This window comes from Rubrivivax sp. JA1055 (assembly GCF_020966565.1).
Classification (GTDB): domain Bacteria; phylum Pseudomonadota; class Gammaproteobacteria; order Burkholderiales; family Burkholderiaceae_C; genus Rubrivivax; species Rubrivivax benzoatilyticus.
In genome coordinates, this window is the sequence record NZ_JAJKFP010000001.1 from 367,608 (window position 1) to 390,909 (window position 23,302).

The 23,302-nt window shown below is 72.1% G+C and carries 23 protein-coding genes; 11 read left to right on the top strand and 12 right to left on the bottom strand.

What is annotated here, in order from left to right:
• The first annotated feature begins 85 nt into the window (after positions 1-85).
• Entirely contained in the window at positions 86-1,291 is a 1,206-nt protein-coding gene (locus LOC65_RS01475; protein ID WP_230246361.1) for a Tm-1-like ATP-binding domain-containing protein, read from the top strand.
• Between the two features lie 21 nt (positions 1,292-1,312).
• Positions 1,313-2,149, top strand: a complete 837-nt coding sequence (locus LOC65_RS01480; RefSeq protein ID WP_230246362.1) for a phosphoenolpyruvate hydrolase family protein — start codon at positions 1,313-1,315, stop codon at positions 2,147-2,149.
• Between the two features lie 130 nt (positions 2,150-2,279).
• On the opposite strand, the gene LOC65_RS01485 is transcribed toward LOC65_RS01480, so the two are convergent.
• A complete protein-coding gene (locus LOC65_RS01485) occupies positions 2,280-2,558 on the bottom strand; it encodes a hypothetical protein (RefSeq protein ID WP_230246363.1) in 279 nt (92 codons plus the stop codon).
• 457 nt (positions 2,559-3,015) lie between these two features.
• Between LOC65_RS01485 and LOC65_RS01490 the strand changes: the two genes are divergently transcribed.
• The 7 genes from LOC65_RS01490 to ureG all read left to right on the top strand — a co-directional run bounded on the left by LOC65_RS01490 (position 3,016) and on the right by ureG (position 10,262).
• Positions 3,016-3,258 carry a DUF2281 domain-containing protein gene (locus LOC65_RS01490; protein ID WP_230246364.1) on the top strand — a complete coding sequence of 81 codons (243 nt, stop codon included), beginning with the start codon at positions 3,016-3,018 and terminating at the stop codon, positions 3,256-3,258.
• Positions 3,259-3,779: 521 nt separating this feature from the next.
• Positions 3,780-4,169 carry a 4a-hydroxytetrahydrobiopterin dehydratase gene (locus tag LOC65_RS01495; protein WP_164963157.1) on the top strand — a complete coding sequence of 130 codons (390 nt, stop codon included), beginning with the start codon at positions 3,780-3,782 and terminating at the stop codon, positions 4,167-4,169.
• A gap of 121 nt (positions 4,170-4,290) precedes the next feature.
• On the top strand, positions 4,291-6,204 hold the full coding sequence (gene pabB / locus LOC65_RS01500) for an aminodeoxychorismate synthase component I (protein ID WP_230246365.1): 1,914 nt from the start codon (positions 4,291-4,293) through the stop codon (positions 6,202-6,204).
• Positions 6,205-6,349: 145 nt separating this feature from the next.
• Positions 6,350-8,077, top strand: coding sequence for an ATP-binding protein (locus LOC65_RS01505; protein ID WP_029718505.1), 1,728 nt, complete (start codon positions 6,350-6,352; stop codon positions 8,075-8,077).
• A gap of 65 nt (positions 8,078-8,142) precedes the next feature.
• A complete protein-coding gene (ureE, locus tag LOC65_RS01510; protein WP_230246366.1) occupies positions 8,143-8,898 on the top strand; it encodes an urease accessory protein UreE in 756 nt (251 codons plus the stop codon).
• Positions 8,819-9,583, top strand: coding sequence for an urease accessory protein UreF (locus LOC65_RS01515; RefSeq protein ID WP_230246367.1), 765 nt, complete (start codon positions 8,819-8,821; stop codon positions 9,581-9,583). The genes ureE and LOC65_RS01515 overlap by 80 nt, the downstream gene beginning before the upstream one ends.
• 31 nt (positions 9,584-9,614) lie before the next feature.
• Positions 9,615-10,262: an urease accessory protein UreG gene (gene ureG, locus LOC65_RS01520; protein ID WP_009856800.1), complete on the top strand. Its 648-nt coding sequence runs from the start codon at positions 9,615-9,617 to the stop codon at positions 10,260-10,262.
• A gap of 156 nt (positions 10,263-10,418) precedes the next feature.
• Here the strand turns inward: ureG and LOC65_RS01525 are convergent, their stop codons facing one another.
• Together LOC65_RS01525 and LOC65_RS01530 are read right to left on the bottom strand one after the other, a co-directional pair.
• Complete coding sequence (locus LOC65_RS01525; protein ID WP_230246369.1) at positions 10,419-12,302, bottom strand: ferrous iron transporter B; 1,884 nt, start codon at positions 12,300-12,302, stop codon at positions 10,419-10,421.
• Positions 12,299-12,634, bottom strand: a complete 336-nt coding sequence (locus LOC65_RS01530; protein WP_404947958.1) for a ferrous iron transport protein A — start codon at positions 12,632-12,634, stop codon at positions 12,299-12,301. Before LOC65_RS01530 ends, LOC65_RS01525 begins: the two co-directional genes overlap by 4 nt.
• Before the next feature lie 177 nt (positions 12,635-12,811).
• Between LOC65_RS01530 and LOC65_RS01535 the strand changes: the two genes are divergently transcribed.
• Positions 12,812-13,771, top strand: a complete 960-nt coding sequence (locus tag LOC65_RS01535) for a magnesium and cobalt transport protein CorA (RefSeq protein ID WP_230246371.1) — start codon at positions 12,812-12,814, stop codon at positions 13,769-13,771.
• 5 nt (positions 13,772-13,776) lie between these two features.
• Positions 13,777-13,986: a cysteine-rich CWC family protein gene (locus LOC65_RS01540; RefSeq protein WP_009856804.1), complete on the top strand. Its 210-nt coding sequence runs from the start codon at positions 13,777-13,779 to the stop codon at positions 13,984-13,986.
• Between the two features lie 13 nt (positions 13,987-13,999).
• Here the strand turns inward: LOC65_RS01540 and LOC65_RS01545 are convergent, their stop codons facing one another.
• From LOC65_RS01545 to LOC65_RS01585, 9 genes are all read right to left on the bottom strand, one after another.
• Complete coding sequence (locus tag LOC65_RS01545) at positions 14,000-15,619, bottom strand: DHA2 family efflux MFS transporter permease subunit (RefSeq protein ID WP_164963154.1); 1,620 nt, start codon at positions 15,617-15,619, stop codon at positions 14,000-14,002.
• Position 15,620: 1 nt separating this feature from the next.
• Complete coding sequence (locus LOC65_RS01550; protein ID WP_009856806.1) at positions 15,621-16,838, bottom strand: HlyD family efflux transporter periplasmic adaptor subunit; 1,218 nt, start codon at positions 16,836-16,838, stop codon at positions 15,621-15,623.
• A gap of 20 nt (positions 16,839-16,858) precedes the next feature.
• On the bottom strand, positions 16,859-18,292 hold the full coding sequence (locus LOC65_RS01555) for an efflux transporter outer membrane subunit (RefSeq protein ID WP_230246373.1): 1,434 nt from the start codon (positions 18,290-18,292) through the stop codon (positions 16,859-16,861).
• Positions 18,289-18,780, bottom strand: a complete 492-nt coding sequence (locus tag LOC65_RS01560; protein ID WP_009856808.1) for a MarR family winged helix-turn-helix transcriptional regulator — start codon at positions 18,778-18,780, stop codon at positions 18,289-18,291. The genes LOC65_RS01555 and LOC65_RS01560 overlap by 4 nt, the downstream gene beginning before the upstream one ends.
• A gap of 129 nt (positions 18,781-18,909) precedes the next feature.
• Positions 18,910-19,761 (bottom strand): archaetidylserine decarboxylase, encoded by an 852-nt coding sequence (gene asd, locus LOC65_RS01565; protein WP_230246375.1) that lies wholly within the window; start codon positions 19,759-19,761, stop codon positions 18,910-18,912.
• 45 nt (positions 19,762-19,806) lie between these two features.
• Entirely contained in the window at positions 19,807-20,802 is a 996-nt protein-coding gene (locus tag LOC65_RS01570) for a S49 family peptidase (RefSeq protein WP_230246376.1), read from the bottom strand.
• On the bottom strand, positions 20,799-21,194 hold the full coding sequence (locus tag LOC65_RS01575; protein WP_009856811.1) for a Rieske 2Fe-2S domain-containing protein: 396 nt from the start codon (positions 21,192-21,194) through the stop codon (positions 20,799-20,801). The genes LOC65_RS01570 and LOC65_RS01575 overlap by 4 nt, the downstream gene beginning before the upstream one ends.
• Entirely contained in the window at positions 21,191-21,850 is a 660-nt protein-coding gene (locus tag LOC65_RS01580) for an HAD family hydrolase (RefSeq protein ID WP_230246378.1), read from the bottom strand. Before LOC65_RS01580 ends, LOC65_RS01575 begins: the two co-directional genes overlap by 4 nt.
• Positions 21,847-22,764 (bottom strand): RluA family pseudouridine synthase, encoded by a 918-nt coding sequence (locus LOC65_RS01585; protein WP_230246379.1) that lies wholly within the window; start codon positions 22,762-22,764, stop codon positions 21,847-21,849. Before LOC65_RS01585 ends, LOC65_RS01580 begins: the two co-directional genes overlap by 4 nt.
• Between the last annotated feature and the right edge of the window lie 538 nt (positions 22,765-23,302).

Here is a 23,302-nt window from a genome sequence, read left to right on the forward strand (position 1 = left end):
CGGGTTGGCGCGGATTGCAACACAGGTCGCGCAGTGAGACACTCGTCTCATTTTCAGCCTGACGTCTCCATTCCCGAGGAGCAGCATGGACCCGACCGCCCCCCGCTACGCCGTCGTCGCCGGCACTTTCGACACCAAGGCGCGTGAACTCGTCATCCTGCGCGACTGCCTGGCCGCGATGGGCGTGCCGACACGCACCGTCGACCTGTCGACACACGGCCGCGGCGCCGGCGTCGACGTCACGGCCGAAGAGGTGGCGGCCTGCCACCCGCACGGCGCGGCGGCGGTCTTCACCGGCGACCGCGGCAGCGCGGTGATCGCGATGGCGCAGGCTTTCGAGCACTGGGTGCGCGGCCGCGACGACATCGCCGGGCTGCTGTCGGCCGGCGGCTCGGGCGCCACCGCGCTGGCCACGCCGGCGATGCGCGCCTTGCCGGTCGGCGTGCCCAAGCTGATGGTCAGCACCGTCGCCTCGGGCGACGTGCGGCCCTACGTCGGCCCCAGCGACATCTGCATGATGTACTCGGTCACCGACGTGCAGGGGCTCAACCGCATCAGCCAGCGTGTTCTGGCCAACGCCGCGCACGCGATGGGCGGCATGGTGCGCGAGCGCGCCGAGTTCACGTCGACGAAGCCGGCGATCGGGCTGACGATGTTCGGCGTCACGACGCCCTGCGTGCAGGCGATGACCGCGCTGCTGGAGCCCGACTACGACTGCCTGGTGTTCCACGCCACCGGCACCGGCGGCCAGTCGATGGAGAAACTCGCCGACTCGCACCTGCTGGCCGGCGTCATCGACGCGACGACGACCGAGGTCGCCGACGAGCTGATGGGCGGCGTCTTCAGCGCCGGGCCGGAACGGTTCGACGCCATCGCACGCAGCCGCGTGCCCTACGTCGGCTCCTGCGGCGCGCTGGACATGGTGAACTTCGGCGCCATCGACACCGTGCCCGAGCGCTACCGCCAGCGCAACCTTTACAAGCACAACGCCAACGTCACGCTGATGCGCACCAGCGTCGACGAGAACGTCGCGATGGGGCGCTTCATCGCCGCCAAGCTCAACCGCATGGACGGGCCGGTGCGTTTCTTCCTGCCCGAGGGCGGCGTCTCGATGCTCGACGCGCAAGGCCTGCCCTTCTGGGACCCGGCCGCCGACGCGGCGCTGTTCGACACCATCGAGCAGGAGTTCCAGGCCACCGAGAACCGCCGGCTGATCCGCAGCCCGCTGCACGTCAACGACCCGAGCTTCGCCCGCCTGCTGGTCGAAGCCTTCAAGCAGATCGCCGGCTGAGGCCGGCGCAGGAGAACAATGATGGCACGCATTCCCCGCCAGCAGATCCTTGAAACCTTCCGCGCCAAGATCGCGCGCGGCGAACCCATCATCGGCGGCGGCGCCGGCACCGGCCTGTCGGCCAAGGGCGAGGAGGCCGGCGGCATCGACCTCATCGTCATCTACAACTCGGGCCGCTACCGCATGGCCGGGCGCGGTTCACTCGCCGGCCTGCTGGCCTACGGCAACGCCAACGAGATCGTGCTCGACATGGCCAAGGAAGTGCTGCCGATGGTGCGCCGCACCCCGGTGCTGGCCGGCGTCAACGGCACCGACCCGTTCATGCTGCGCGATCACTTCCTGCAGCAGCTCATCGCCGTCGGCTTCTCCGGCGTGCAGAACTTCCCGACCGTGGGCCTGATCGACGGCACCTTCCGCGCCAACCTCGAAGAGACCGGCATGGGCTACGGCCTGGAAGTCGACATGATCCGCGCCGCGGCCGAGCTCGACCTGCTGACCACGCCCTACGTCTTCGACGAGACCAGCGCCGCCGACATGGCGCGCGCCGGCGCCGACATCCTCGTGCCGCACATGGGGCTGACGACCGGCGGCGCGATCGGCGCCGAAACCGCGCTGACGCTGGCCGACTGCGTGCCGCGCATCAACGCCTGGGCCGAGGCCGCACGCCGCGTGAAGCCCGACATCATCGTGCTCTGCCACGGCGGCCCGATCGCCCAGCCCGAGGACGCGCAGTACATCCTCGACCACTGTCCCGAGGTCAACGGCTTCTACGGCGCCTCCAGCATGGAACGCCTGCCGGTCGAAGGTGCGCTCGTCGAGCAGACGAAGAAGTTCAAGGCGATCCAGCGGCGGGGATGAAGCCGGCGACGGCTCGCATCCCTTGTCGATGGACTGCGGCGGCGCCTGTGTCAGGGGCGGGAGAGTCTTCGACCGTTCGCGGCGCCTTTCGCCCGGTCACACGCTGGCTCCGGTCACCCCCAGCGAAGAGCTACCAAGCCATCAGGCCAGCAAGGTAAAAGGCCGCTCCGACGACGAGCGCGAGCACTTTTCGCGCGTTGGAGTCATCGGGATGTACGGAGACCAGACCGACAAGAACACCGTACTTGAACACCAGGCCGCCGATCAGCAACAGGCCATATGCACTGACGGCCACAGCCAGGACGTTCTCCGCCACATCGCCCCTGTCAGGCGGATACAGGGCAAAGCGAAGAATCATCACCAGCCCGGCAATCAAGACCCATCCCTTAGCCCAGCGACTGCGGTCCACCTGAACTTCTCCCGTAGCGAACGACGAACGGCGAGCCGTCGCGACATGGCCGCCGGCGTTTCGTTATCCGGCTTGATCGTACCGACCAGGGCGCTTCGACCGGCGGCCCACGCGGGCGCCGATGCCGGCGACCGGTACTTCAAAGGCCTGTCAGCGCAATGCCGGGCGTTGGAACGACAGCGCAGAGCACGGAGCAACTCCACTTCGCGATACTCTGTCGCAGAGTGCCTGCAAGCTTGGAACGCGCGCCCGCCGCCCCCACCCGTCCATCCGGTCGAGGCACTGCCCGGGCCGGCCGGCGGCGCGAAGGCGCCTGCCGGGCGAGGCCCGGCGCCGAGGCTGCTGCAGCACAGGGAGCGCATCAGCGCGCAGCCCAAGACGCAGCAGAGGCTCATGACGCAGATGATCGAGACCGTGCTCGCGCAGCAAGAGCGCTGAGCATCGCAAGGGGACCGCCATGACAGCGATCGAAGTTCAGTTGATCGAGCGGCTCAAGAAGCTGCCGCCCAACCGCGTGGCCGAGGTGGTTGACTTCGTGGACTTCTTGACGGCGCGAGAGGAACGCGCAGCCGCGGCCCAACGGCTGACGGAAGGGCTGGCCAGGCTGGATGCGCTGAAGCTGCCCGAGATCACCGAGGATGAAGTCGAGGCCGAGATTGCGGCGGCACGGCAGGAGAAGCGCAGCAGACAGGGCGGCTGATCGTCGTGCGCTTCGTTCTCGACACGAATCTGCTCGTTTCGGGTGTCATCGCCACCGGGCTGCCGCGCCGGCTGGTCGAGGGTGCCAAGTCCGGCGAGTTCGAGCTGTGCACGAGCGAGGTGCTGCTGGCCGAGTTACTCGCCGTGCTCTCGCGCGGCAATTTCGCAGCCCGGCTCGAACAGGCCGGGATCGCGCCCGAGGGCATCGTGGATGAGTTGCGCCGCCTGGCCGTGGTGGTGTCAACGCCAGAGACGCCGCAACACTCGCCGGCAGGGCTGATCTCATCGCCACGGGCGACCAAGGCGATCTCTTGCCGCTTGGCAGCATTGCAGGCATCCCCATCGTCACGGCGCGCGAGGCCATCGAGCGGCTGGAGGCGAGAAGCAGGACTTGACTATCGCCCAGGCAGCGATGCCGTATCGCCTGGCACACGAGGGCATAAACCTCGGCGCCCACGCGGGCGCCGGCCTCGTGCCATCGTCGCGCCCGGCCGCCCTGCCCCGGGGCGGGGAGGACGCACGATGAGCACCTGGCGCAGGAAACCGGCGAACGAGCCCTTCGCCGCCGACGAGATCGAGGCCCGGCTGAAGGACGAGCTGCCGGTCTGGCAGCACGAGGACGGCTGGATCCGCCGCACGTACAGGACGGCCGGCTGGAAAGGCACGCTGATGGTCGTCAACACCGTCGGCCACCTCGCCGAAGCCGCCTGGCACCACCCCGACCTGACGGTGTCCTACGCCTCGGTCACGGTGAAGCTGCAGACGCACGACGCCCAGGGCATCACCGAGAAGGACTTCGCGCTGGCGAAGAAGATCGACGAGGTGCTGATGTGGCAGCCCGGGCGCGACGCCGACCCGGTGTTCGAAGGCACGCCCGACGACCCGCGTTTCAAGTACCTCGAACACGACTGAAGCCGGCCCGCGTGCCGGGCACGGCACACTCTCGCGCCGCGCGACCACGAGTCGCCGCTGCCGGCGGGCGTCACGACTCGCCGTCGGTCGACGAACACCCGAGCCCGTACCTGCCCCCACGATGAGCCTCCCCTGCGCCCTGCTCGACGACCGCGACGCCACGCCGGCGTCGCCGACGAGCCGGCTCTACACCGGCTTCGTGCACGAGCACCGCTGCACCGACCCGGCGGCGCTGGACACGACCTGGGACGCCGTCGCAGCCGACCAGCGCGCCGGGCTGCACGCGCTGCTGCTGGCCGACTACGAGTGGGGCGCCAAGCTGCAGCGTGCCGGCATGGCGCGGCTGGCGGCCGACGACGGGTCCAGCCTGCGGGTGCTGATGTTCCGCCGCCTGGAGCGCCTGTCGCGCGAGCAGGCCGACGCCTGGCTCGCCGCCCAGCCCGGCGCCGGCGACGCGGCCGGCGTCGGTGCGCTCGAGCCCAGCGTCACGCGCGACGAGTTCCGCGCCGCGATCGCCCGCATCCACGAGGCCATCGCCGCCGGCGAGACCTACCAGGTCAACTACAGCTTGCGCCTGCACGGCCGCGCCTGGGGCGCGCCGGTGGCGCTGTACCGCGCCTTGCGCGCGCGCCAGCCGGTGGCCTACGGCGCCTACGTCGTGCTGCCGCCGGGCGGGCCGGCGACACATCTGCTGTCGTGTTCGCCCGAGCTCTTCGTGCGCCACGAGGCCGGTGTCGTCACCGCGCGGCCGATGAAGGGCACGGCGCCGCGCACCGGCGCGCCCGAAGGCGACCGCGACACGGCGCGGCGGCTGTCGCTGGACGTCAAGAACCGCGCCGAGAACCTGATGATCGTCGACCTGCTGCGCAACGACCTCGGCCGCGTCGCCGAGATCGGCTCGGTCCAGGTGCCGGCGCTGTTCTCGGTCGAGCCCTACGCGACGGTGTTCCAGATGACCTCGACGGTGCAGGCGCGGCTGCGGCCCGACATCGGGCCGGCGGCGCTGCTGCACGCGATCTTCCCCTGCGGCTCGATCACCGGCGCGCCCAAGCTGCACACGATGGACCTGATCGCCGCGCTGGAGAGCACGCCGCGCGGCCTGTACTGCGGCGCCATCGGCTGGGTCGACGCGCCACCGCCCGGGCGTGTGCTCGGTGACCTGTGCTGGTCGGTCGCGATCCGCACGCTGACGCTGGCGGCCCCCGCGGCCGACGGCACGCGCACGCTGACGCTGGGGGTCGGCGCCGGCATCGTGCAGGACAGCCGCGCCGACGACGAACACGACGAGTGCCGGCTGAAGGCACGTTTCCTCACCGGGCTGGACCCGGGTTTCGAGCTCATCGAGACCGTGCGCGCCGAAGCCGACGGGCGTTTGCCGCTGCTGGAGCGCCACCTCGCGCGCCTGTCGGCCAGCGCCGCCACGCTGGGCTTCGCCCTCGACGCCGCCGCGGCGCGGCGTGCGCTGCAGGCCGCCGCGGCCGCCGGCCACGGCGCGGCGCAGCGCCTGCGGCTGACGCTGGCGCACGACGGCCGCCTGACGATCGTGCGCGCGCCGCTGGCACCGTTGCCACCCGGCCCGGTGCGGCTGCGCTGGGCCGATGCGCCACTGCCCGGCCCGCGCCCGCTGGCCGCGCACAAGACCACCGAGCGTGCGCTCTACGACGCCGGCGTGCGCGCGGCCGAAGCCGCCGGCGCCTTCGACACGCTGTTCTGCAACGCCGACGGCCACGTCGTCGAAGGCGGGCGTTGCACGCTGTTCGCCAGGCTCGACGGCCGCTGGTGCACGCCGCCGCTGGCCGACGGCGCGCTGGCCGGCGTGCAGCGGGCCGCGCTGCTGGCCGACCCGGCCTGGGACGCCGTCGAGCGGCCGCTGACCCGCGCCGACGTCGAACGCGCCGAAGCCCTCGTCGTCTGCAACGCGCTGCGCGGCGTGCTGCCGGTGGCCGGTTTCGTCGACCCCGCTGCGGCACCGGCCGGCGCGGGCTCGCAGGCCTCGCCCGCGGCCAGCGGCCTGCGCGTGAACTTCGACCGCTGAAATCCCGCCTGATCCGCTCGGCAACCCCCCCTTGCGCTCGCTAGACTTCCGGCCGGCCGGGCAGAATCCCGGCCGCTGATGGCACCCCTCTGCCGGGGAAGATCGACGGCGCGACCAGGCAGTACCGCGCGGAACAGGCAGGCCCATGAACGACTCCCCCGCCGCTGCGCGGGATCTCTTCCACCGCCGGCTCGAACAGAGCCTCATGGCGGCTTTTCTCCTGATGGTGCTGCTGGTCTGCACGGCAGCCATCCTCTACGGGCGCGAGGAGCGGCGGGACCGCATCGACAGCGCCACCGAACAGGCCGCGACGCTGACGCGCGCACTCGAGGAGCATGTCCGCCGCAGCGTCGGCGCCGTCGACGTGATCCTGCAGACGATCGCGACCGACGCGCTGGCGCGGCGTGAGATCGACGGCCTGCCGCGCGAGCTGGCACGCAAGCGGGCGCTGCTGCCGCAGGCGCGCTGGCTGGCGATCTACGGCCCCGAACTCGAGCTGCAGGGTGCCAGCGGCGACGACGACGTGCTGCGTGACGCGGCCGCGCTGCGCGCGACGCTATCCGCCACGCTGCGGGCCAGCGACGAACGCCTGCACGTCGGCCCGCCGCTGGGCGATGCCGCCGCACCGGTGATCCCGGTGACCCGGCGCATCGTCGGCGGCGACGGCACGGTGCTGGGGGTCGCCGTCGCGATGCTCGACAGCGAACACTTCGAGCGCTTCTACCGCGAGCTGGAGCTGTCGCCGGCGCACAGCCTGGTGCTGACACGCGCCGACGGCCTGCTGCTGCTGCGCTACCCGCAGTACGCGTCGATGCGCCCCGGGCTGGACATGTCCACGCTGTCGCCGGTGTTCAGCGCGCCCAGGCCGCTGGCCGGCCCGGTGACCTTGCAGGCGGCCAGCGCCATCGACGGTGTCGAGCGCCTGCTGACCTATCGCGAGATCGGGCAGCCGGCGCTGCTGGTGGGCATCGGCCAGGACCTGCATCCGCTGCTCGCGCCGTGGCGCCAGCGGGTGCTGACGCTGGCCTTCGGCGTGGCCGGCGTCGTCGCCGCGCTGACGTTGCTGCTGTGGGCGGCGCTGGCGCAGATCCGCCGCAGCGCCGAGGCCGAGCGCCGGCACCGCGAGACGCTGGAGCACAAGGTGCGCGAGCGCACCGCCGAGCTCGAGCACGCCAACGAGGAGCTGCGCGCCTTCACCTACTCGGCCTCGCACGACCTGCGCGGGCCGCTGCACGGCATCCACGGCGTGATGCAGCTGCTGCGCCACAAACACGGCAAGACGCTGCCCGAGGCGGCGCTGGACATCCTCCATCACGCCGAGAACAGCGTCGCGAACATGGTGCGGCTGACCGAGGACCTGCTGACGCTGTCGGGCGTCGGCCGGCGCACGCTCGAGCCGCAGCCCGTCGATCTGAGCGCGATGGCCTGGGAGATCGCCGCCGAGCTCGCCGACGCCGATCCGGAGTACCACGTCGAGCTGCGTGTCGAGCCGGAAATGAGCGTCGTCGGCGACCCGGGGCTGCTGCGCATCGCGCTGCACAACCTGCTGGCCAACGCCTGGAAGTACAGCTCGCGCGCCGAGGAGCCGGTGGTCGAGGTGACGTCCGAGGTCTTCAACGGCGAGCGCATCTTCATCGTGCGCGACAACGGCGCCGGCTTCGACGCCGCGCACGCGCACCGCCTGTTCCAGCCCTTCCAGCGTCTGCACAGCAGCCGCGAGTTCCCGGGCACCGGCGTCGGCCTGGCGACGGTGGCGCGCGTGGTGCGGCGCCACGGCGGGCGGGTCTGGGCCGACGGCGCGCCGGGCGCTGGCGCGGCCTTCCGCTTCACGCTGCCCGAGCCCGAGGACAGCACGCTGGCGCAGCCGGCCTGACGGCCGGCGGGGGCTAGACTGCGTGTCTCCGGGCGGCCTGGCCGCCCCGTACTGGATTGCCCCCGATGCTCACCGTCAACAAGATCATTCCCCAGGGCCGCGGCCTCGCCGGTGCGCTGCTCAAACGCGCCCCGGCCGTCGAGCTGGACTGGGACACGCGGCAGAAGAGCCGCTTCGACGCCACCGACAGCGCCGGGCGTGTGCTCGGTGTCTTCCTGCCGCGCGGCAGCGTGGTGCGCGGCGGCGACGTGCTCGTCGCCGAGGACGGCTCGCTGGTGCGCGTGGGCGCGGCGGCGCAGCCGGTGCTCGTCGTGCGCGCCGCCGCGCCGTTCGAGCTGATGCGCGCCGCCTACCACCTGGGCAACCGCCACGTCGCGCTGGAACTGCGCCACGAGCACCTGAAGCTCGAACCCGACCACGTGCTCGCCGAGATGCTGCGCCGCATGGGGCTGGACGTCGCCGAGGCGCACGAGCCGTTCGAGCCCGAAGGCGGGGCCTATGCCGCGGACGGGCACGGCCATCAACACGCCCACGGCCACACGCACGAGGGCTGCGGCCACGACCACGCGACCGGCGGCTGCGGCCACGATCACGGCCACGAGCACCACCACGCCAAGGCCGCGGCGCCGGTGCACGCGCCGGCCTGCGGGCACGACCACGGTCACGATCATGGCAGCGGCTGCGGCCACGATCACGGGCACGACCACGGCCCGGCACACGCGCCGGCGGCAGGCCACGGGCATGCCCACGGCGGCTGCGGTGGCCACGGCGGTTGCGGCGGGCACGGCGGCTGCGGCGGCGGCCACCACGGCCACCGCTGAGGTGCAGGCCCCGACGCTGCTGCGGCTGATCTGGCTGGCCTCGCCGGCGCTGCCGGTCGGCGGCTTCAGCTACTCCGAAGGCCTGGAGGCGGCCGTCGACGCCGGCCGGCTGCAGGGCGAGGCCGGTGCACGCGACTGGCTGCTGGCGCAGCTGGAGCTGACGCTGGCGCGTGCCGACGGCCCCGCGCTGGTGCAGGCGATGCGCGCCTGGCGCGACGGCGACGCGGCGCGTGTGCGCGAGCTCAACGACTGGGTGCAGGCCAGCCGCGAAAGCGCCGAGTTCCGGCTGCAGGCCGAGCAGATGGGGCGCTCGCTGGTCGAGTGGCTGAAGAACGGCGAGCAGGCCGGCGACGCACGCATCGCCGCGCTGGCCGCGCTGCCGCCGGCGCCGACCTGGCCGGTCGGCTTCGCGCTCGCCGCGGTGCTGGCCGGCGCGCCCGAACGCGAGGCGCTGCTGGCCTTCGGCTTCGGCTGGGCCGAGAACCTGGTGCAGGCGGCGATGAAGGCCGTGCCGCTGGGCCAGGCCGCGGCGCAGCGCATCCTCGCCGCGCTGGCCGCGGCGCTTCCGGCGGCCGCCGACCGTGCGCTGGCCGCCGACGCCGCCGGCCGCGTCGCCTTCGCGCCGATGCTGGCGGTGCTGTCGGCGCGGCACGAGGCGCAGTACTCGCGGCTGTTCCGGTCCTGAGCGCGGGCACGGTTGCTGCATGATCTGCGGCATGACCCACACGCTTCATTCCATCCCCGGCCGCACGCGCCGGCTGCCGCCGCTGCGGGTCGGCGTCGGCGGGCCGGTCGGCTCGGGCAAGACGACGCTGCTCGAGATGCTCTGCAAGACGATGCGCGAGCGCTGGGACCTCGTCGTCGTCACCAACGACATCTACACCAAGGAAGACCAGCGCCTGCTGACCGTGGCCGGCGCGCTGGACCCGGAGCGCATCGTCGGCGTCGAGACCGGCGGCTGCCCGCACACCGCGATCCGCGAGGACGCCTCGATCAACCTCGAGGCGGTGGACCGGCTGCTGGAGAAGTTCCCCGACGCCGACATCGTGTTCATCGAGTCCGGCGGCGACAACCTCGCGGCGACCTTCAGCCCCGAGCTGTCGGACCTGACGATCTACGTCATCGACGTCGCCGCCGGCGAGAAGATCCCGCGCAAGGGCGGCCCCGGCATCACCAAGAGCGACCTTTTCGTCATCAACAAGACCGACCTCGCGCCGCACGTCGGCGCCTCGCTGGAGGTGATGGCCGAGGACACGCGCCGCATGCGCGGCACGAAACCCTTCGTGATGACGAACCTGAAGACGCTCGACGGCCTGGCCGAGGTCGTCGAGTTCATCGAGCGCAAGGGGATGCTGAAGGGCTGAGCCGGCGGCGTGCGGACGCACAACGACGAGGTCAGGTCTGGCGCGCACAACGCGCAAAACGGGGTCAGGTCTCGCGAGACCTGACCCCAGGCTGCCCAGGCTGCACACGCAAAAAGGGGTCAGGTCTCGAGAGACCTGACCCCAGGCCGGCAGACCTCAGAGCCCGAACGCCAGCGCCGCGCGGTAGGTGACGAAGGCCGCCACGTAGGCCAGCACGAACAGGTAGCCGGCGGTGACCAGCGGCCACTTCCAGCCGCCAGTCTCGCGCTTGATCGTCGCCAGCGTCGACAGGCACTGCGGCGCGAAGACGAACCAGGCCATCAGCGCCAGCGCGGTGGCCATCGACCAGTCCTGCGCCAGCAGCGGCGCCAGCGCGCTGCCGGCTTCGTCGCCGGCGTCGCCGACGGCGTAGACCGTGGCCAGCGCCGCGACCGCGACCTCGCGCGCGCCCATCGCCGGCACCAGCGCGATGCTGATCTGCCAGTTGAAGCCGATCGGCTCGAAGACGACGGCCAGCGCCTGGCCGATGCGGCCGGCGAGGCTGTACTCGATGGCCGGCTGCGTCGCGCCTTCGGGCGGCGCCGGGAAGCTCGACAGCGCCCACAGCACGACGGTCAGCACCAGGATCACGCCGCCGACGCGGCGCAGGAAGATCGTCGCGCGCTGCCACAGGCCCAGCGCCACCGAGCGCACCGTCGGCCAGTGGTAGGCGGGCAGCTCCATCATCAGCGTGCGCACCTGGCTCTTGCCGCTGCCGAAACGCTTGAGCACCCAGGCGATCGCGAAGGCGCCCGCGATGCCCGCCATGTAGAGCGCGAACAGCACCAGCCCCTGCAACTCCAGCCCGCCGGCCACCTGGCGCGCCGGGATGAAGGCCGCGATGAGCAGCGCGTAGACCGGCAGCCGCGCCGAGCAGGTCATCATCGGCGCCAGCAGGATGGTGACGATGCGGTCGCGCGGGTCGGCGATGGTGCGCGTGGCCATGATGCCGGGGATCGCGCAGGCGAAGCTCGACAGCAGCGGGATGAACGAACGCCCCGACAACCCGACGCCGCCCATCAGGCGGTCCAGCAGGAAGGCCGCACGCGGCAGGTAGCCCGACTCCTCCAGCAGCAGGATGAAGAAGAACAGGATCAGGATCTGCGGCAGGAAGACGACGACGCCGCCCAGGCCGGCGATCAGGCCGTCGACGACGAAGCTGTGCAGCACGCCCTCGGGGATGAAGCCGCCGACGGCCTCGCCGGCGGCCGCCGTGGCCTCCTCGATCCAGCCCATCGGCGCCTCGGCCCAGGCGAACACCGCCTGGAAGACGAGGAACAGCAGCAAGGCCAGGATCGCCGGGCCGGCGACGGGGTGCAGCACGACGCGGTCGATGCGGTCGCTGCCGGTCTCGGGCATCGCCTTGTCGAGGTCCAGGCGCTCGAGGATGCCCTGCACGGTGTGGTGATCGCCGTCGAGATGCAGCGTGTCGTGCGCCTTCTGCGGCGCACGCCACAGGCTCTTGTCCTCGAGCAGCGCGCGCAGCGCGCGATCGCCGTCGGCCTTGATGCCGACCGTCGGCACGACCGGCACGCCGAGTTCGCGCGACAGCGCCTCGGCGTCGACCGTGATGCCGCGGCGCGCGGCCATGTCGGCCATGTTCAGCGCGACGATGCACGGCAGGCCCAGGCGCTGCACCGCGAGCACCAGGCGCAGGTTGCGGCGCAGGTTGGTCGCGTCGACGACGCAGACGACGACGTCCGGACGGCGTTCGCCCTTGGCGCGGCCGTAGAGCACGTCGACCGTCACGCGTTCGTCGGGCGAACGCGGGTGCAGGCTGTAGGCGCCGGGCAGGTCGAGCACACGCAGCGTCTTGCCGGCGGCGGTGCGCAGCAGGCCTTCCTTGCGCTCGACGGTGACGCCGGCGTAGTTGGCCACCTTCTGGCGGCTGCCGGTCAGCAGGTTGAACAGCGCCGTCTTGCCGCAGTTCGGGTTGCCCACGAGGGCGACCAGCTGGCCGCCGGGATGGAAGTGGACGACGGTCTCGTGGCAGCCGCTCATAGCGGCTCCACGCGCACGCAGGCGGCCTCGGCGCGGCGCAGCGCGAAGGTCGACTGGCCGACGCGCACCACCAGCGGGTCGCCGCCCCAGACGCTGCGCGTGGTCACGGTGACACGTTCACCGGGCAGGAAGCCGATCTCGGCGAGCCAGCGCGCCCAGTCGGGCGCCAGCGCCGGCGGCGTCACCGACAGCACGCGGCACGGCAGGCCGGTGGCCGCGGCGTCCAGCGACTGGGCCGCAGGCGACGCGCCGGGACCGTTCGCCGGCGCCGGCGAACTCGCCACCGGCATCAGCGCCGGCGAGGGGGTGCGGAAGAAGTTGCCAAAGCCCATGATCGGCATCAAATGCGAATATTTCTCATTATGAGCCCAGGCAAAACCCTGACACAAGCAAAACCGTCTGCCGGCCTGACTGTTGTCAAGGCCAGCCGCTACCAGCAGCGGCCAGCGTGAACTCTCGACGGCGCCGCGGGCCGTGCGACACTTCCACGTGCCCTGCCCCGAGCGTCCATGCTGATCAACTGCGTCGCCTACCGCCATGGCGTCAAGCTCGCCGACATCGCGGTCGAGGCGATCAGCGAGCACCTCGCCGAGCCCGGCACCCTGGTCTGGGTGGCACTGCGCGACGTCAGCGACGACGAACTGGCCGCGATGCAGCGCGAGTTCGGCCTGCACGAGCTGGCCGTCGAGGACGCGCGCCACGGCCACCAGCGGCCGAAGATCGAGGAATACGGGGACATGCTGTTCACCGTCGTGCACCTCGTCGAGTACGGCCCCACCGACGAGCTGCAGGTCGGCGAGCTGGCGATCTTCGCCGGGCCGAACTACGTGGTCTCGGTGCGCAACCGCGGCACCCAGGGCTTCGTCGGCGTGCGCGCACGCTGCGAGCAGGCGCCGGCGCTGCTGGCACAAGGGCCGGGCTTCGTCTTCTACGCGCTGCTGGACGCGGCGGTCGACCGCTACTTCCCGCTGGTCGAGGAGCTGGAGAACCTCGTCGACGGCATCGAGACGCAGATCTTCGAGCCCGGCGCGGCGCGCCGCAGCATCGAGCAGCTCTACGACGTCAAGCGCCGACTGGCAGTGCTGCGCCACGCGGTGCTGCCGTTGATCGACCCGGTGCTGCGCCTGCACGGCGGCCGCACGCCGGCGGCCTGCGTCGGCACGCAGGAGTACTTCCGCGACGTCTCGGACCACCTCATGCGCATCAACGGCACGCTCGACGCGCTGCGCGAGACGGTGGCCACCGCCATCCAGGTCAACCTGTCGATGGTGACGATCGAGGAGAGCGAGACCACCAAGCGCCTGGCGGCCTGGGCCGGCATCTTCGCCGTGGCCACCGCCTTCGTCGGTGTCTGGGGCATGAACTTCAGGTACATGCCCGAGCTCGACTGGCGCTGGGGTTATCCGGCGGCACTCGCCGTCATCGGCAGCGTCTGTGCCCTGATGTACCGGCGCTTCAAGAAACTGTGATGGTTATGAACCAGGACAAGACCGACACCTGCCCGCGCTGCGGTGCGTCCTTCCACTGCGGCATCGCCGGCCCCGGGCCCTGCGCCTGCACCGAGGTCAAGCTCGACACCCGGCCGCTGCGCACGATGATGTCGCTGTACCCGAGCTGCCTGTGCCCGGACTGCCTGCGCGCGATCGCTGCCGGCGCGCCGGTGCAGGCGCCGGCGCGGACCTGAGTCCGCGCCGCGTTCAGTGCGCGCCCCCGGCGTCGGCCGGGGTGGCGCCCGCGGCCGTGCGCCGCGGCGAGGTCATCCAGATCAGCGCGACCAGCGCCACGAACAGCAGCCCCGACAGGTAGAACACGTCGGTCACGGCCATCGTGTAGGCCTGCTGGTCGATGAGCCGGTTCAGCGTCGCGCCGGCCTGCTCGGCGCTCTGGCCGGCGGCGGCCAGCTGCGCCAGCACCTGCTGTGTCGTCGCGTCGCGCGCGCCGCTGCTGATCGCCTCGACGAGGTGGGCATGGTGCATCGAGGCGCGGTGGTCCCACAGCGTCGTGAACAGCGAGGTGCCGACCGCGCCCGCGGTGATGCGCACGAAGTTCGACAAGCCTGAAGCCGCCGGCATCTGCTCGGGCTTCAGGCCGCTGAAGATGATGGCCTGCAGCGGCACGAAGAAGAAGGCCATCGCCGCGCCCTGCAGCACGATCGGCAGCAGGATCACGCCCGGCGTGACCTCGGTGCTGAACCACGAGCGCATCCACAGCACCAGGCCGAAGCCGAGGAAGGCGACGGTGGCCAGCTTGCGCGGGTCCATGCGGCCGACGTTCTTGCCGACCCACGGCGACAGCGCGATCGCCAGGATGCCGACCGGCGCCGTCACGATGCCGGCCCAGGTCGCCGTGTAGCCCATCCACTGCTGCAGCCACAGCGGCAGCAGCACGACGTTGCCGAAGAACACGCCGTAGGCCACCGACAGCGCCGTCGTGCCGAACAGGAAGTTGCGCCGGCCGAACAGCCGCAGGTCGACGATCGGGTGCCGGTCGGTGAGCTCCCAGGCCAGGAAGAACAGGAAACCGACCACCGCCACGACCGCCAGCACGACGATCTCCGTCGACGCGAACCAGTCCAGCTCCTTGCCCTTGTCGACCATGATCTGCATCGCGCCGACCCACAGCACCAGCAGCCCCAGGCCGATGGCGTCGACCGGCACCTTGCGCGGCCCGGGGTCGCGCGTGCGGTAGATCGACCAGGTCAGCGCCGCGGCGAACAGCCCCACCGGCACGTTGATGTAGAAGATCCAGGGCCAGGACAGGTTGTCGGTCAGCCAGCCGCCAAGCAGCGGCCCGACGACCGGCGCGACCATCGTCGTCATCGCCCACAAGGCCATCGCCATGCCGGCCTTGGCCGGCGGGTAGCTGGCCAGCAGCAGGGTCTGCGACAGCGGGATCATCGGCCCCGACACCAGCCCCTGGAAGACGCGGAAGGCGATCAGCGACTCGATGTTCGGCGCCAGGCCGCAGAGCCAGGACGCGATGACGAACAGCAGCACGCTGGCGGTGAACAGCCGCACCTGGCCGAAACGCTGCGTCAGCCAGCCGGTCAGCGGCACGGCGATCGCGTTGGCGACGCCGAACGAGGTGATGACCCAGGTGCCCTGCTGCGGGCTGACGCCCAGGTCACCCGAGATCGCCGGGATCGAGACGTTGGCGATCGAGGTGTCGAGCACCGTCATGAAGGTCGCCAGCGACAGCGCCAGCGTGCCGGCGATGCGTGCGCCGCCCTGCAGCGGCGGAAAGGCCGGCGCCCGCGGCGGTGCGGCCGGCCGCGGCGCCTGGCCTTCGTCCGGCGCGGAAGCGGTGGTGGCGCTCATCTCAGCCCTTGGCCGGGCGACCCAGGTTGCGCGCGATGATCTCGTGCACGCGGCGCTCGGCGGCCTCGCCGGCGGCGTCGAAGACCGCGGTGCGGTTGGTCGGGCGCTTCACCGCGGCGAGCACCGGCTCGCCGTTCGTGTCGGCGGTGTCGACGCTGGCCTCCATCGACAGGCCGACACGCAGCGGGTGCTCCGACAACTGCCGGGCGTCGAGCTCGATGCGCACCGGCACACGCTGCACGACCTTGATCCAGTTGCCGGTCGCGTTCTGCGCCGGCAGCAGCGCGAAGGCGGCCCCGGTGCCGGCACCGACGCCGGCGACACGGCCCTCGTACTCGACGCGGCTGCCGTAGAGGTCGGCGCTCAGCTTCACCGGCTGGCCGATGCGCATGTCGCGCAGCTGGCCTTCCTTGAAGTTGGCCTCGACCCAGACCTGCTCCAGCGGCACCACCGACATCAGCGCCGTGCCCGGCGCGACCCGCTGGCCGACCTGCACCGAGCGCCGGGCCACCTGGCCGGTGATCGGCGCCGGCAGCTCGGTGCGCTGCAGCGCCAGCCAGGCCTCGCGCACCGCGGCGGCGGCACGTTCGACGTTCGGGTGCTGCTCGGGCGTCGTGCCCTCGGTCAGCGCGCGGTTCGCGGTGGCCTGCTCCTGCGCCGCAGCCAGCGCCGAGCGGGCGGCGGCCAGCGCACTGTTGGCCGAGGCCAGCGTGGTCTCGGCGTGTTTGATCTCCTCGCCACCGACGGCGCCGCTGGCCAGCAGCGGGCGGCGGCGCTCGAGGTCGTCGGCGGCACGCCGGGCCTCGGCCTCGGCACGCGCGACCTCGGCCTCGCGCAGGCGCACGTTGGCGGCGTAGGTGGCGTCGTTGGCGTAGACCGTGCGCACCTCGCGCACGGTCTGCGCGAGCTGGGCCTCGGCACGCGCCAGCGCCAGGCGGGCATCGGCGGGATCGAGCTGGACCAGCGGCTGGCCGGCCTTGACGAGGTCGGTGTCGTCGGCCAGCACGGCGAGCACGGTGCCGGCGACCTGCGGCGTGATCTGCACCACCTGGCCCTGGACGTAGGCGTTGTCGGTGCTCTCGTGGTGGCGCTGCGTCAGCAGCCACCAGCCGCCGTACAGGATGGCGGCGGCCAGCGTGATGCCGGTGGCGGCCAGCAGGGCAGGCTTGCGCTTGGCCCCCGGATCGGCGGCGGCGGGAGTGGAAGTCGGTTCGCTCATGATGAGGTCGGATTCGGGGTTCAGCGGGAGGCGACGGGCGCGGGCAGCGTGTCGGCGGTGGCGGACCAGCCGCCGCCCAGCGCACGCGTCAGCGCGACTTCGCTGGCCAGGTGGCGGGCCTTCAGTTCGGTGGCGGCGCGCGACTGCGCGAGCACGTTGGTCTGGGCGTTGAGCACGGTGAGGAAGTTGCCGAGCCCGGCCTGGTAACGCTGGATCGCCAGCGCGTAGGCGGCGTCGGCGGCGGCGCCGGCCTCGGCCTGGGCACGCTGCTGGCGCTCCAGCGACTGCAGCCCTGCGACCTCGTCGGCGACCTCGCGCAGCGCGCGCAGCAGCGCGCCGTTGTAGCCCTCGACCGCGGCGTCGACCTCGGCCGCCCTGGCGCCGAGGTTGGCGCGCAGCCGGCCGCCCTCGAAGATCGGCAGCGACAGCGCCGGGCCGATGCCCAGGTTGCGCGAGCTGGCCTTCAGGAAGTCGTCCAGACCGAGGCTGGAGAAGCCGGCGAAGGCGGTCAGGCTGACGTTGGGGTAGAAGGCCGCGCGGGCGACGTCGACCTCGCGCATCGCCGACTCGACACGCCAGCGCTGCGCGACGAGGTCGGCGCGACGGCCCAGCAGGTCGGCCGGCAGCCCGGCGGGCAGCGGCGTCGAACGCAGCGGCGCCAGCGCCGGCGACAGCCCGTCGAGCGCGTTCGGGCCCTGGCCGGTCAGTTCGGCCAGCGCGTGGCGAGCGCGTGCGGTCGATTCGTCGAGCGCCTCCAGATCGACACGCGACTGGGCGATCAGGCCCTCGGCCTGGCGCAGCTCGACCGTGGTGTCCAGGCCGGCGGCGATGCGCTGGCGCACCAGCGCCAGGATCTGCTCGCGCTGGGCCAGCGACTGGCGCGCGACTTCGCGGTTCTCGACCAGACGGCCGAGGTTGACGTAGCCGGCGACGACGTTGGCGGCCAGCAGCACACGCGCGGCCTGCAGTTCGGCCTCGGCGGCGCGGCGCTGGCCGAGCGCGGCGGCGATCGTCGCGCGCTGGCGGCCGAACAGGTCGAGCTCCCAGCTGGCGCCGATCTGGGCGCCGTTGTTCCACTCGTACGAGCCGGCCAGCGGCGGCGGGTACGGGCCGTTTTCGGTGAAGCGCTGGCGCGTCATGTCCAGCGTGCCCTGCACCTGCGGCAGGCGGCCGGCCGAGGCGACACCGACCGCGGCGTCGGCCTGGCGCAGCCGGGCGGCGGCGACCTGCAGGCTGGGCTGGCCGGCGAGTGCACGCTCGACGAGGGCGTCGAGCGTCGTGTCGCCGAAACCGGCCCACCAGCGTTCGGCGGGCCAGGGCGTCGCGGTGCCGGTGGCGCCGGCCGCGGCGGCGGTGGACACGGTGCGGGCGGCGGGCAGGTCGCCGGGGCTGGCGCAGCCGGCGGCGACGAGCGCCGCGGCGAGTGCGGCCGCGGCGGGTTTGAAGCGGATCATGCGGCCGGTCTCCCCGGGGCGAACTGGTTGGCGTTGGCGATCAGGCGCGAGATGAGCTCGCGCAGCTGCATCCATTCGTCGCGGCTGAAGCCGGCGAACAGGTCGTTGTGGGCGTCGGCGAGCACGTGCGGGACGATGTCCGCCGCGGCCCGGCCGGCATCGGTCAGGCGCAGGTGCACGACGCGGCGGTCGGTCTCGGAGCGCACACGCTCGATCAGGCCCTTGGCCTCGAGCCGGTCGAGCATGCGCGTCACCGCGCCGGCGTCGCAGTCGAGCACACGCGCCAGCTCGTGCGCGGTCTCGGCGCGGCCGATGCTCAGCATGAACAGCGGCTTCCACTGCGCATCGGTCAGGCCGTGTTCGGCCATGCGCAGGTCGACCTCGCGCCGGATCAGCGTGCCCAGCTGCAGGATCTGGTAACCGACGCTGGTGCCGGGGTCGTAGCTGTCGCCGCTGTAGAACGACGCCTTGGCTGGTTTGGCAGTCAATCCAATGCCCTTGCAATAGTTGCTTGGGCAAAGTTTGCCACAACACGGATCAGCGCGCACGTCGGCCAGCGGCGCCGACCCTGACGCCGACCCGGGTTCGGGCGGGAAGGACGGCGCGGCCGCGCCGCGTCAGCCGAGCTCGGCCATGCCCTGGCCCATGCGCACCGGGCGGCCCGGGGCCCAGCCCGGGTCGAAGCGCAGCGGCGCCTTCGGGAACAGCAGCACGACGGTGGAGCCGAGCAGGAAACGGCCCATCTCGGCGCCGCGTTCGAGGCGGATGTCCTGGCCGTCGTAGTTCCAGCTGCGCACGACGCCCGGCCGTGGCGGGTTGACGACGCCGTGCCAGGTGGTGGCCATGCTGCCGACGATGGTCGCGCCGACCAGCACCAGCACCCAGGGCCCGGCGAACGGGCCGCCGTCGAAGACACAGACGACGCGCTCGTTGCGCGCGAACAGCCCCGGCACACCGCGCGCGGTCGTCGGGTTCACCGAGAACAGCTCGCCCGGCACGTGCACCATGCGCAGCAGGCGGCCTTCGCAGGGCATGTGGATGCGGTGATAGTCCTTCGGGCTCAGATAGATCGTCGCGAACGTGCCGTCGGCGAAACGCTCGGCGAGTTCGGCGTCACCGCCGAGCAGCGCGGTGGCGCTGTAGTCGTGGCCCTTGGCCTGGAAGATGCGTCCCCGCTCGATCGCGCCGAACTGGCTGATCGCGCCGTCGACCGGGCACAGCAGCGGCGCGCCGGCCAGCGGCCGCGCCCCGGCCTTCAGCGGCCGGGTGAAGAACTCGTTGAAGCTGGCGTAGCTCGCCGGGTCGGGATTCGCGGCCTCGGACAGGTCGACGCCGTAGCGGCGCACGAACCAGCGGATCGCGGCCGTGGTGACGGCGCCGCCGCGCGACGCGGCGAAGGCGCCGGCCAGGCGGGTGAGCGCCTGCTTGGGCAGGGCGTACTGGGGCAGGACCGCAAGCCGGTCGGACATCGGCAACCTCGGAGAACAGGAAACGGGGAAGCGGGGGAACGGGGATCAGTGGATCGGCGACACCTGGCGCATCGCCTTGACGGCACCCTCGCCCATCGCGGCGCCGAAACGTTTGGCCAGGCGCTCGGCAACGTTCTCGCGCGGCGTGTAGTCGACGACGTCCTCGGCCTTGACGACCTCGCGCGCGACGTAGTCCAGGTTGCCCATCTTGTCGGCCAGGCCCAGGCGCACCGCTTCCTCGCCGTTCCAGAACAGGCCGGAGAAGGTTTCCGGCGTCTCCTGCAGCCGCTTGCCGCGGCCCTGGCGCACGACGGCGATGAACTGCTGGTGGATCTGGTCGATCATCGCCTTGGCGTAGGCGGTCTGCTGCTCGTTCTGCGGGCTGTACGGGTCGAGCATGCCCTTGTTCTCGCCGGCGGTGAGCAGGCGGCGCTCGATGCCCAGCTTGTCCATCAGACCGGTGAAGCCGAAGCCGTCCATCAGCACGCCGATGCTGCCGACCAGGCTGGCCTTGTCGACGTAGATCTCGTCGGCGGCCACCGCGATGTAGTACGCGCCGGAGGCGCACATCTCCTCGACGACGGCGTAGACCTTCTTCTGGTGCAGCACCTTCAGGCGGCGGATCTCGTCGTTGACGATGCCGGCCTGCACCGGGCTGCCGCCGGGCGAGTTGATGCGCAGCACCACGGCCTGCGCACCCTGGTCCTCGAAGGCGCTGCGCAGCGCCGACACCAGCAGCTCGGCGCTGGCTTCGCTGCCCGGGGCGATCTCGCCGCGCACCTCGACGAGCGCGGTATGCGGCCGGCTCGGCGCCGTCGGCGTGAAGCGCTCGGGCATCAGGCCCCAGGCGAGCGCGACGGCCAGCGCCAGCCAGATGAAACGGAAGAACAGGCGCCAGCGGCGGTCGGCGCGCTGCTGGATCATCAGCTCGCGGGCGATCTTCTCGAGGCTGGTCTCCAGGCCGGCGAGGGCGGGAGCGGGCGCAGGGGGAACTGCGCCGGACGGCTGCGCCGGCGTCGGGGTGTCGTCGGTGGGGGTCATGTCGCGCTTTCGTCGGCCGGCGGGGCCGGGCGGATCTCGCGCGAAGGATACCAAGTCACCGTGCCGTCGATCTCGGCGACGTCCAGCGGCACGAGCCGGCCGCCGGCGCAGGGGCCGGCCACGCAGCGACCGTCCTCGGGCTCGTAGAGCGCGCCGTGCATCGCGCAGACGACGAAGCGGCCGTCGGCGTCGAGGAAACGCCCGGGCTGCCAGTCGAGCTCGGCCGGCAGATGGGCGCAGCGGTTCAGGTAGGCGACGACGCGGCCGTCGAAACGCAGCACGAAGGCACGCGCCGGCTGGCCGCGTTCGTCGAGCACGTCCCAGACGTGGGCCTCGCCGCGCTCGGCGAGCGCAGCCGACGGGCACAGCGCCACGCCGGCGCCGGCGCTCACGCGTTCTCCAGCAGCCAGTCGTGCAGCTCGCGCGTGCTGTGGGCGACGTGCAGCGGCGCGTACTGGGCGAAGGCCTCGGGCTCGTGCGCGCCGTAGCTGACGCCGACGCCGGGCACCCGCGCGTTCTGCGCCATCAGCAGGTCGTGCGTCGTGTCGCCGATCATCAGCGTGCGCTCGGGCTCGGTGCCGAACTCGCGCATCAGCTGCTCGAGCATCAGCGGGTTGGGTTTGCTCGCCGTCTCGTCGGCAGTGCGCGTGCCGTCGAACATGGCCTTCAGGTCGGACGTGCGCAGCGCCTCGTCGAGGCCGCGGCGGCTCTTGCCGGTGGCCACGGCGATCCAGTGGTTGCGCGAGCGCAGGTCCAGCAGCATCTCCAGCGTGCCGGGGAACAGCACGACCGCGTCCTGGCGCGCGAACCAGTGGTGGCGGTAGCGGTTGGCGAGCTCGGGGTAACGCTCGGGCGGCAGGCCGGGCGCGGCGTGCTGCAGCGCGTCGGCCAGGCCCAGGCCGATGACGTAGGCGGCGTCGGTGTCGCTGGGCACCGCGGCGCCGACGTCGCGGCAGGCGTCCTGGATGCAGCGCACGATCAGCGCGGTGGAATCGAACAGGGTGCCGTCCCAGTCGAAGACGATGAGGTCGAAGCGGCGTGTGCTCATGGTGCGGCCAGCAGTGTCTCGCACTCCGGCGGCAGCGGTGCGTGCAAGGTGATGCGCTCGCCGCTGGCCGGATGGTCGAAGGCCAGCTCGACGGCGTGCAGGAACATGCGCGCGAAACGTTTCTCGCGCGCGACGGTCTTGTTCAGCGCGAAGTCGCCGTACTTCGGGTCGCCGACGATCGGGTGGCCCGAGTGCGCCAGATGCACGCGGATCTGATGCGTGCGCCCGGTCTTCAGGCCGATCTCCAGCAGCGAGTACGGGCCGACGGCGCGCACCGAGCGCACGACGGTGATCGAGCGCCGTGCGTCCGGCGCGTCGGCGGCAACGACCCGCACGTGGCGCTCGCCGGCGGCGTCGGTGCCCTTGTGCAGCGCCAGGTCGAGCACCTTCAGCTTCTTCGGCCAGACGCCGACGACGAGCGCCAGATAGTTCTTGCCGGTGTCGCGGGCGCGGAACTGGTCCTGCAGCGCGGTCAGCGCGCTGCGTTTCTTGGCCAGCAGCAGCACGCCCGAGGTCTCCTTGTCGAGGCGGTGCACCAGCTCCAGGAAACGCGCGTCGGGGCGCGCGCGGCGCAGCTGCTCGATGACACCCGAGCTGACGCCGCTGCCGCCGTGCACGGCGACGCCGGCGGGTTTGGCGATCGCCAGCAGGTGCTCGTCCTCGAACAGGACCGGGAACTCGCGTGCCGGCACCGCGGCGACGGCCGGCTTCTCGGCGATGCGCATCGGCGGAACGCGGATCTCGTCACCGGCGGCAACGCGCGTGTCGGCGCTGGCGCGGCCCTTGTTGACACGCACCTCGCCGGAGCGGATGACGCGGTAGACGTGGGTTTTCGGCACGCCCTTGAGGTGGCGCAGCAGGAAATTGTCCAGGCGCTGGCCGGCCGATTCCTCGTCGACGGTGATTCTCTGCACCGCCGGCGGCGCATCGCCGGCTTTGGCCCCTATAATCCGGCGCTCCACGTTCGTGCGGTAAGTGATTGATTTTCCGGAGTTTACCCGGCGCTTACAGAAACACGGCGGGAGCGCTGCGGCGGCCGAGGTCGCTGCAGCACAGGTGATGCAGCGCCCGGCCGCGGGTGCGCGGGCCGGCCGCCAGAGCGCGCCGGCGGCGCGTGGCGGCGGGCGAACCGAGATTCGAAGAAGAACCCGCCTCGTTTTGGAGGCACCCGAAATCCCGAGGGTCGAGACCCGGAGACACTCCAGCTCGACCCCGCGTCCGACAGGACCCCAGCGCTGACGTGCCGTTCATGACAATCCTCCTCGCTATCGCCCCGAGGCCCCGGCAAGACGCCGGCGCGGCCGGCGCGATGGCGTCGCCGCGCCACATGCGGTGCGACGGAGCGTCGCCGGCCCGGGCAGCCGCCTTCGGAACGCACGCGCCAACGCTGCGCCGCTGATCCGTCGCTGTTTCTCTCAGCGCGGTTCGAACGCAGTCCAGGGCACTTCGCGC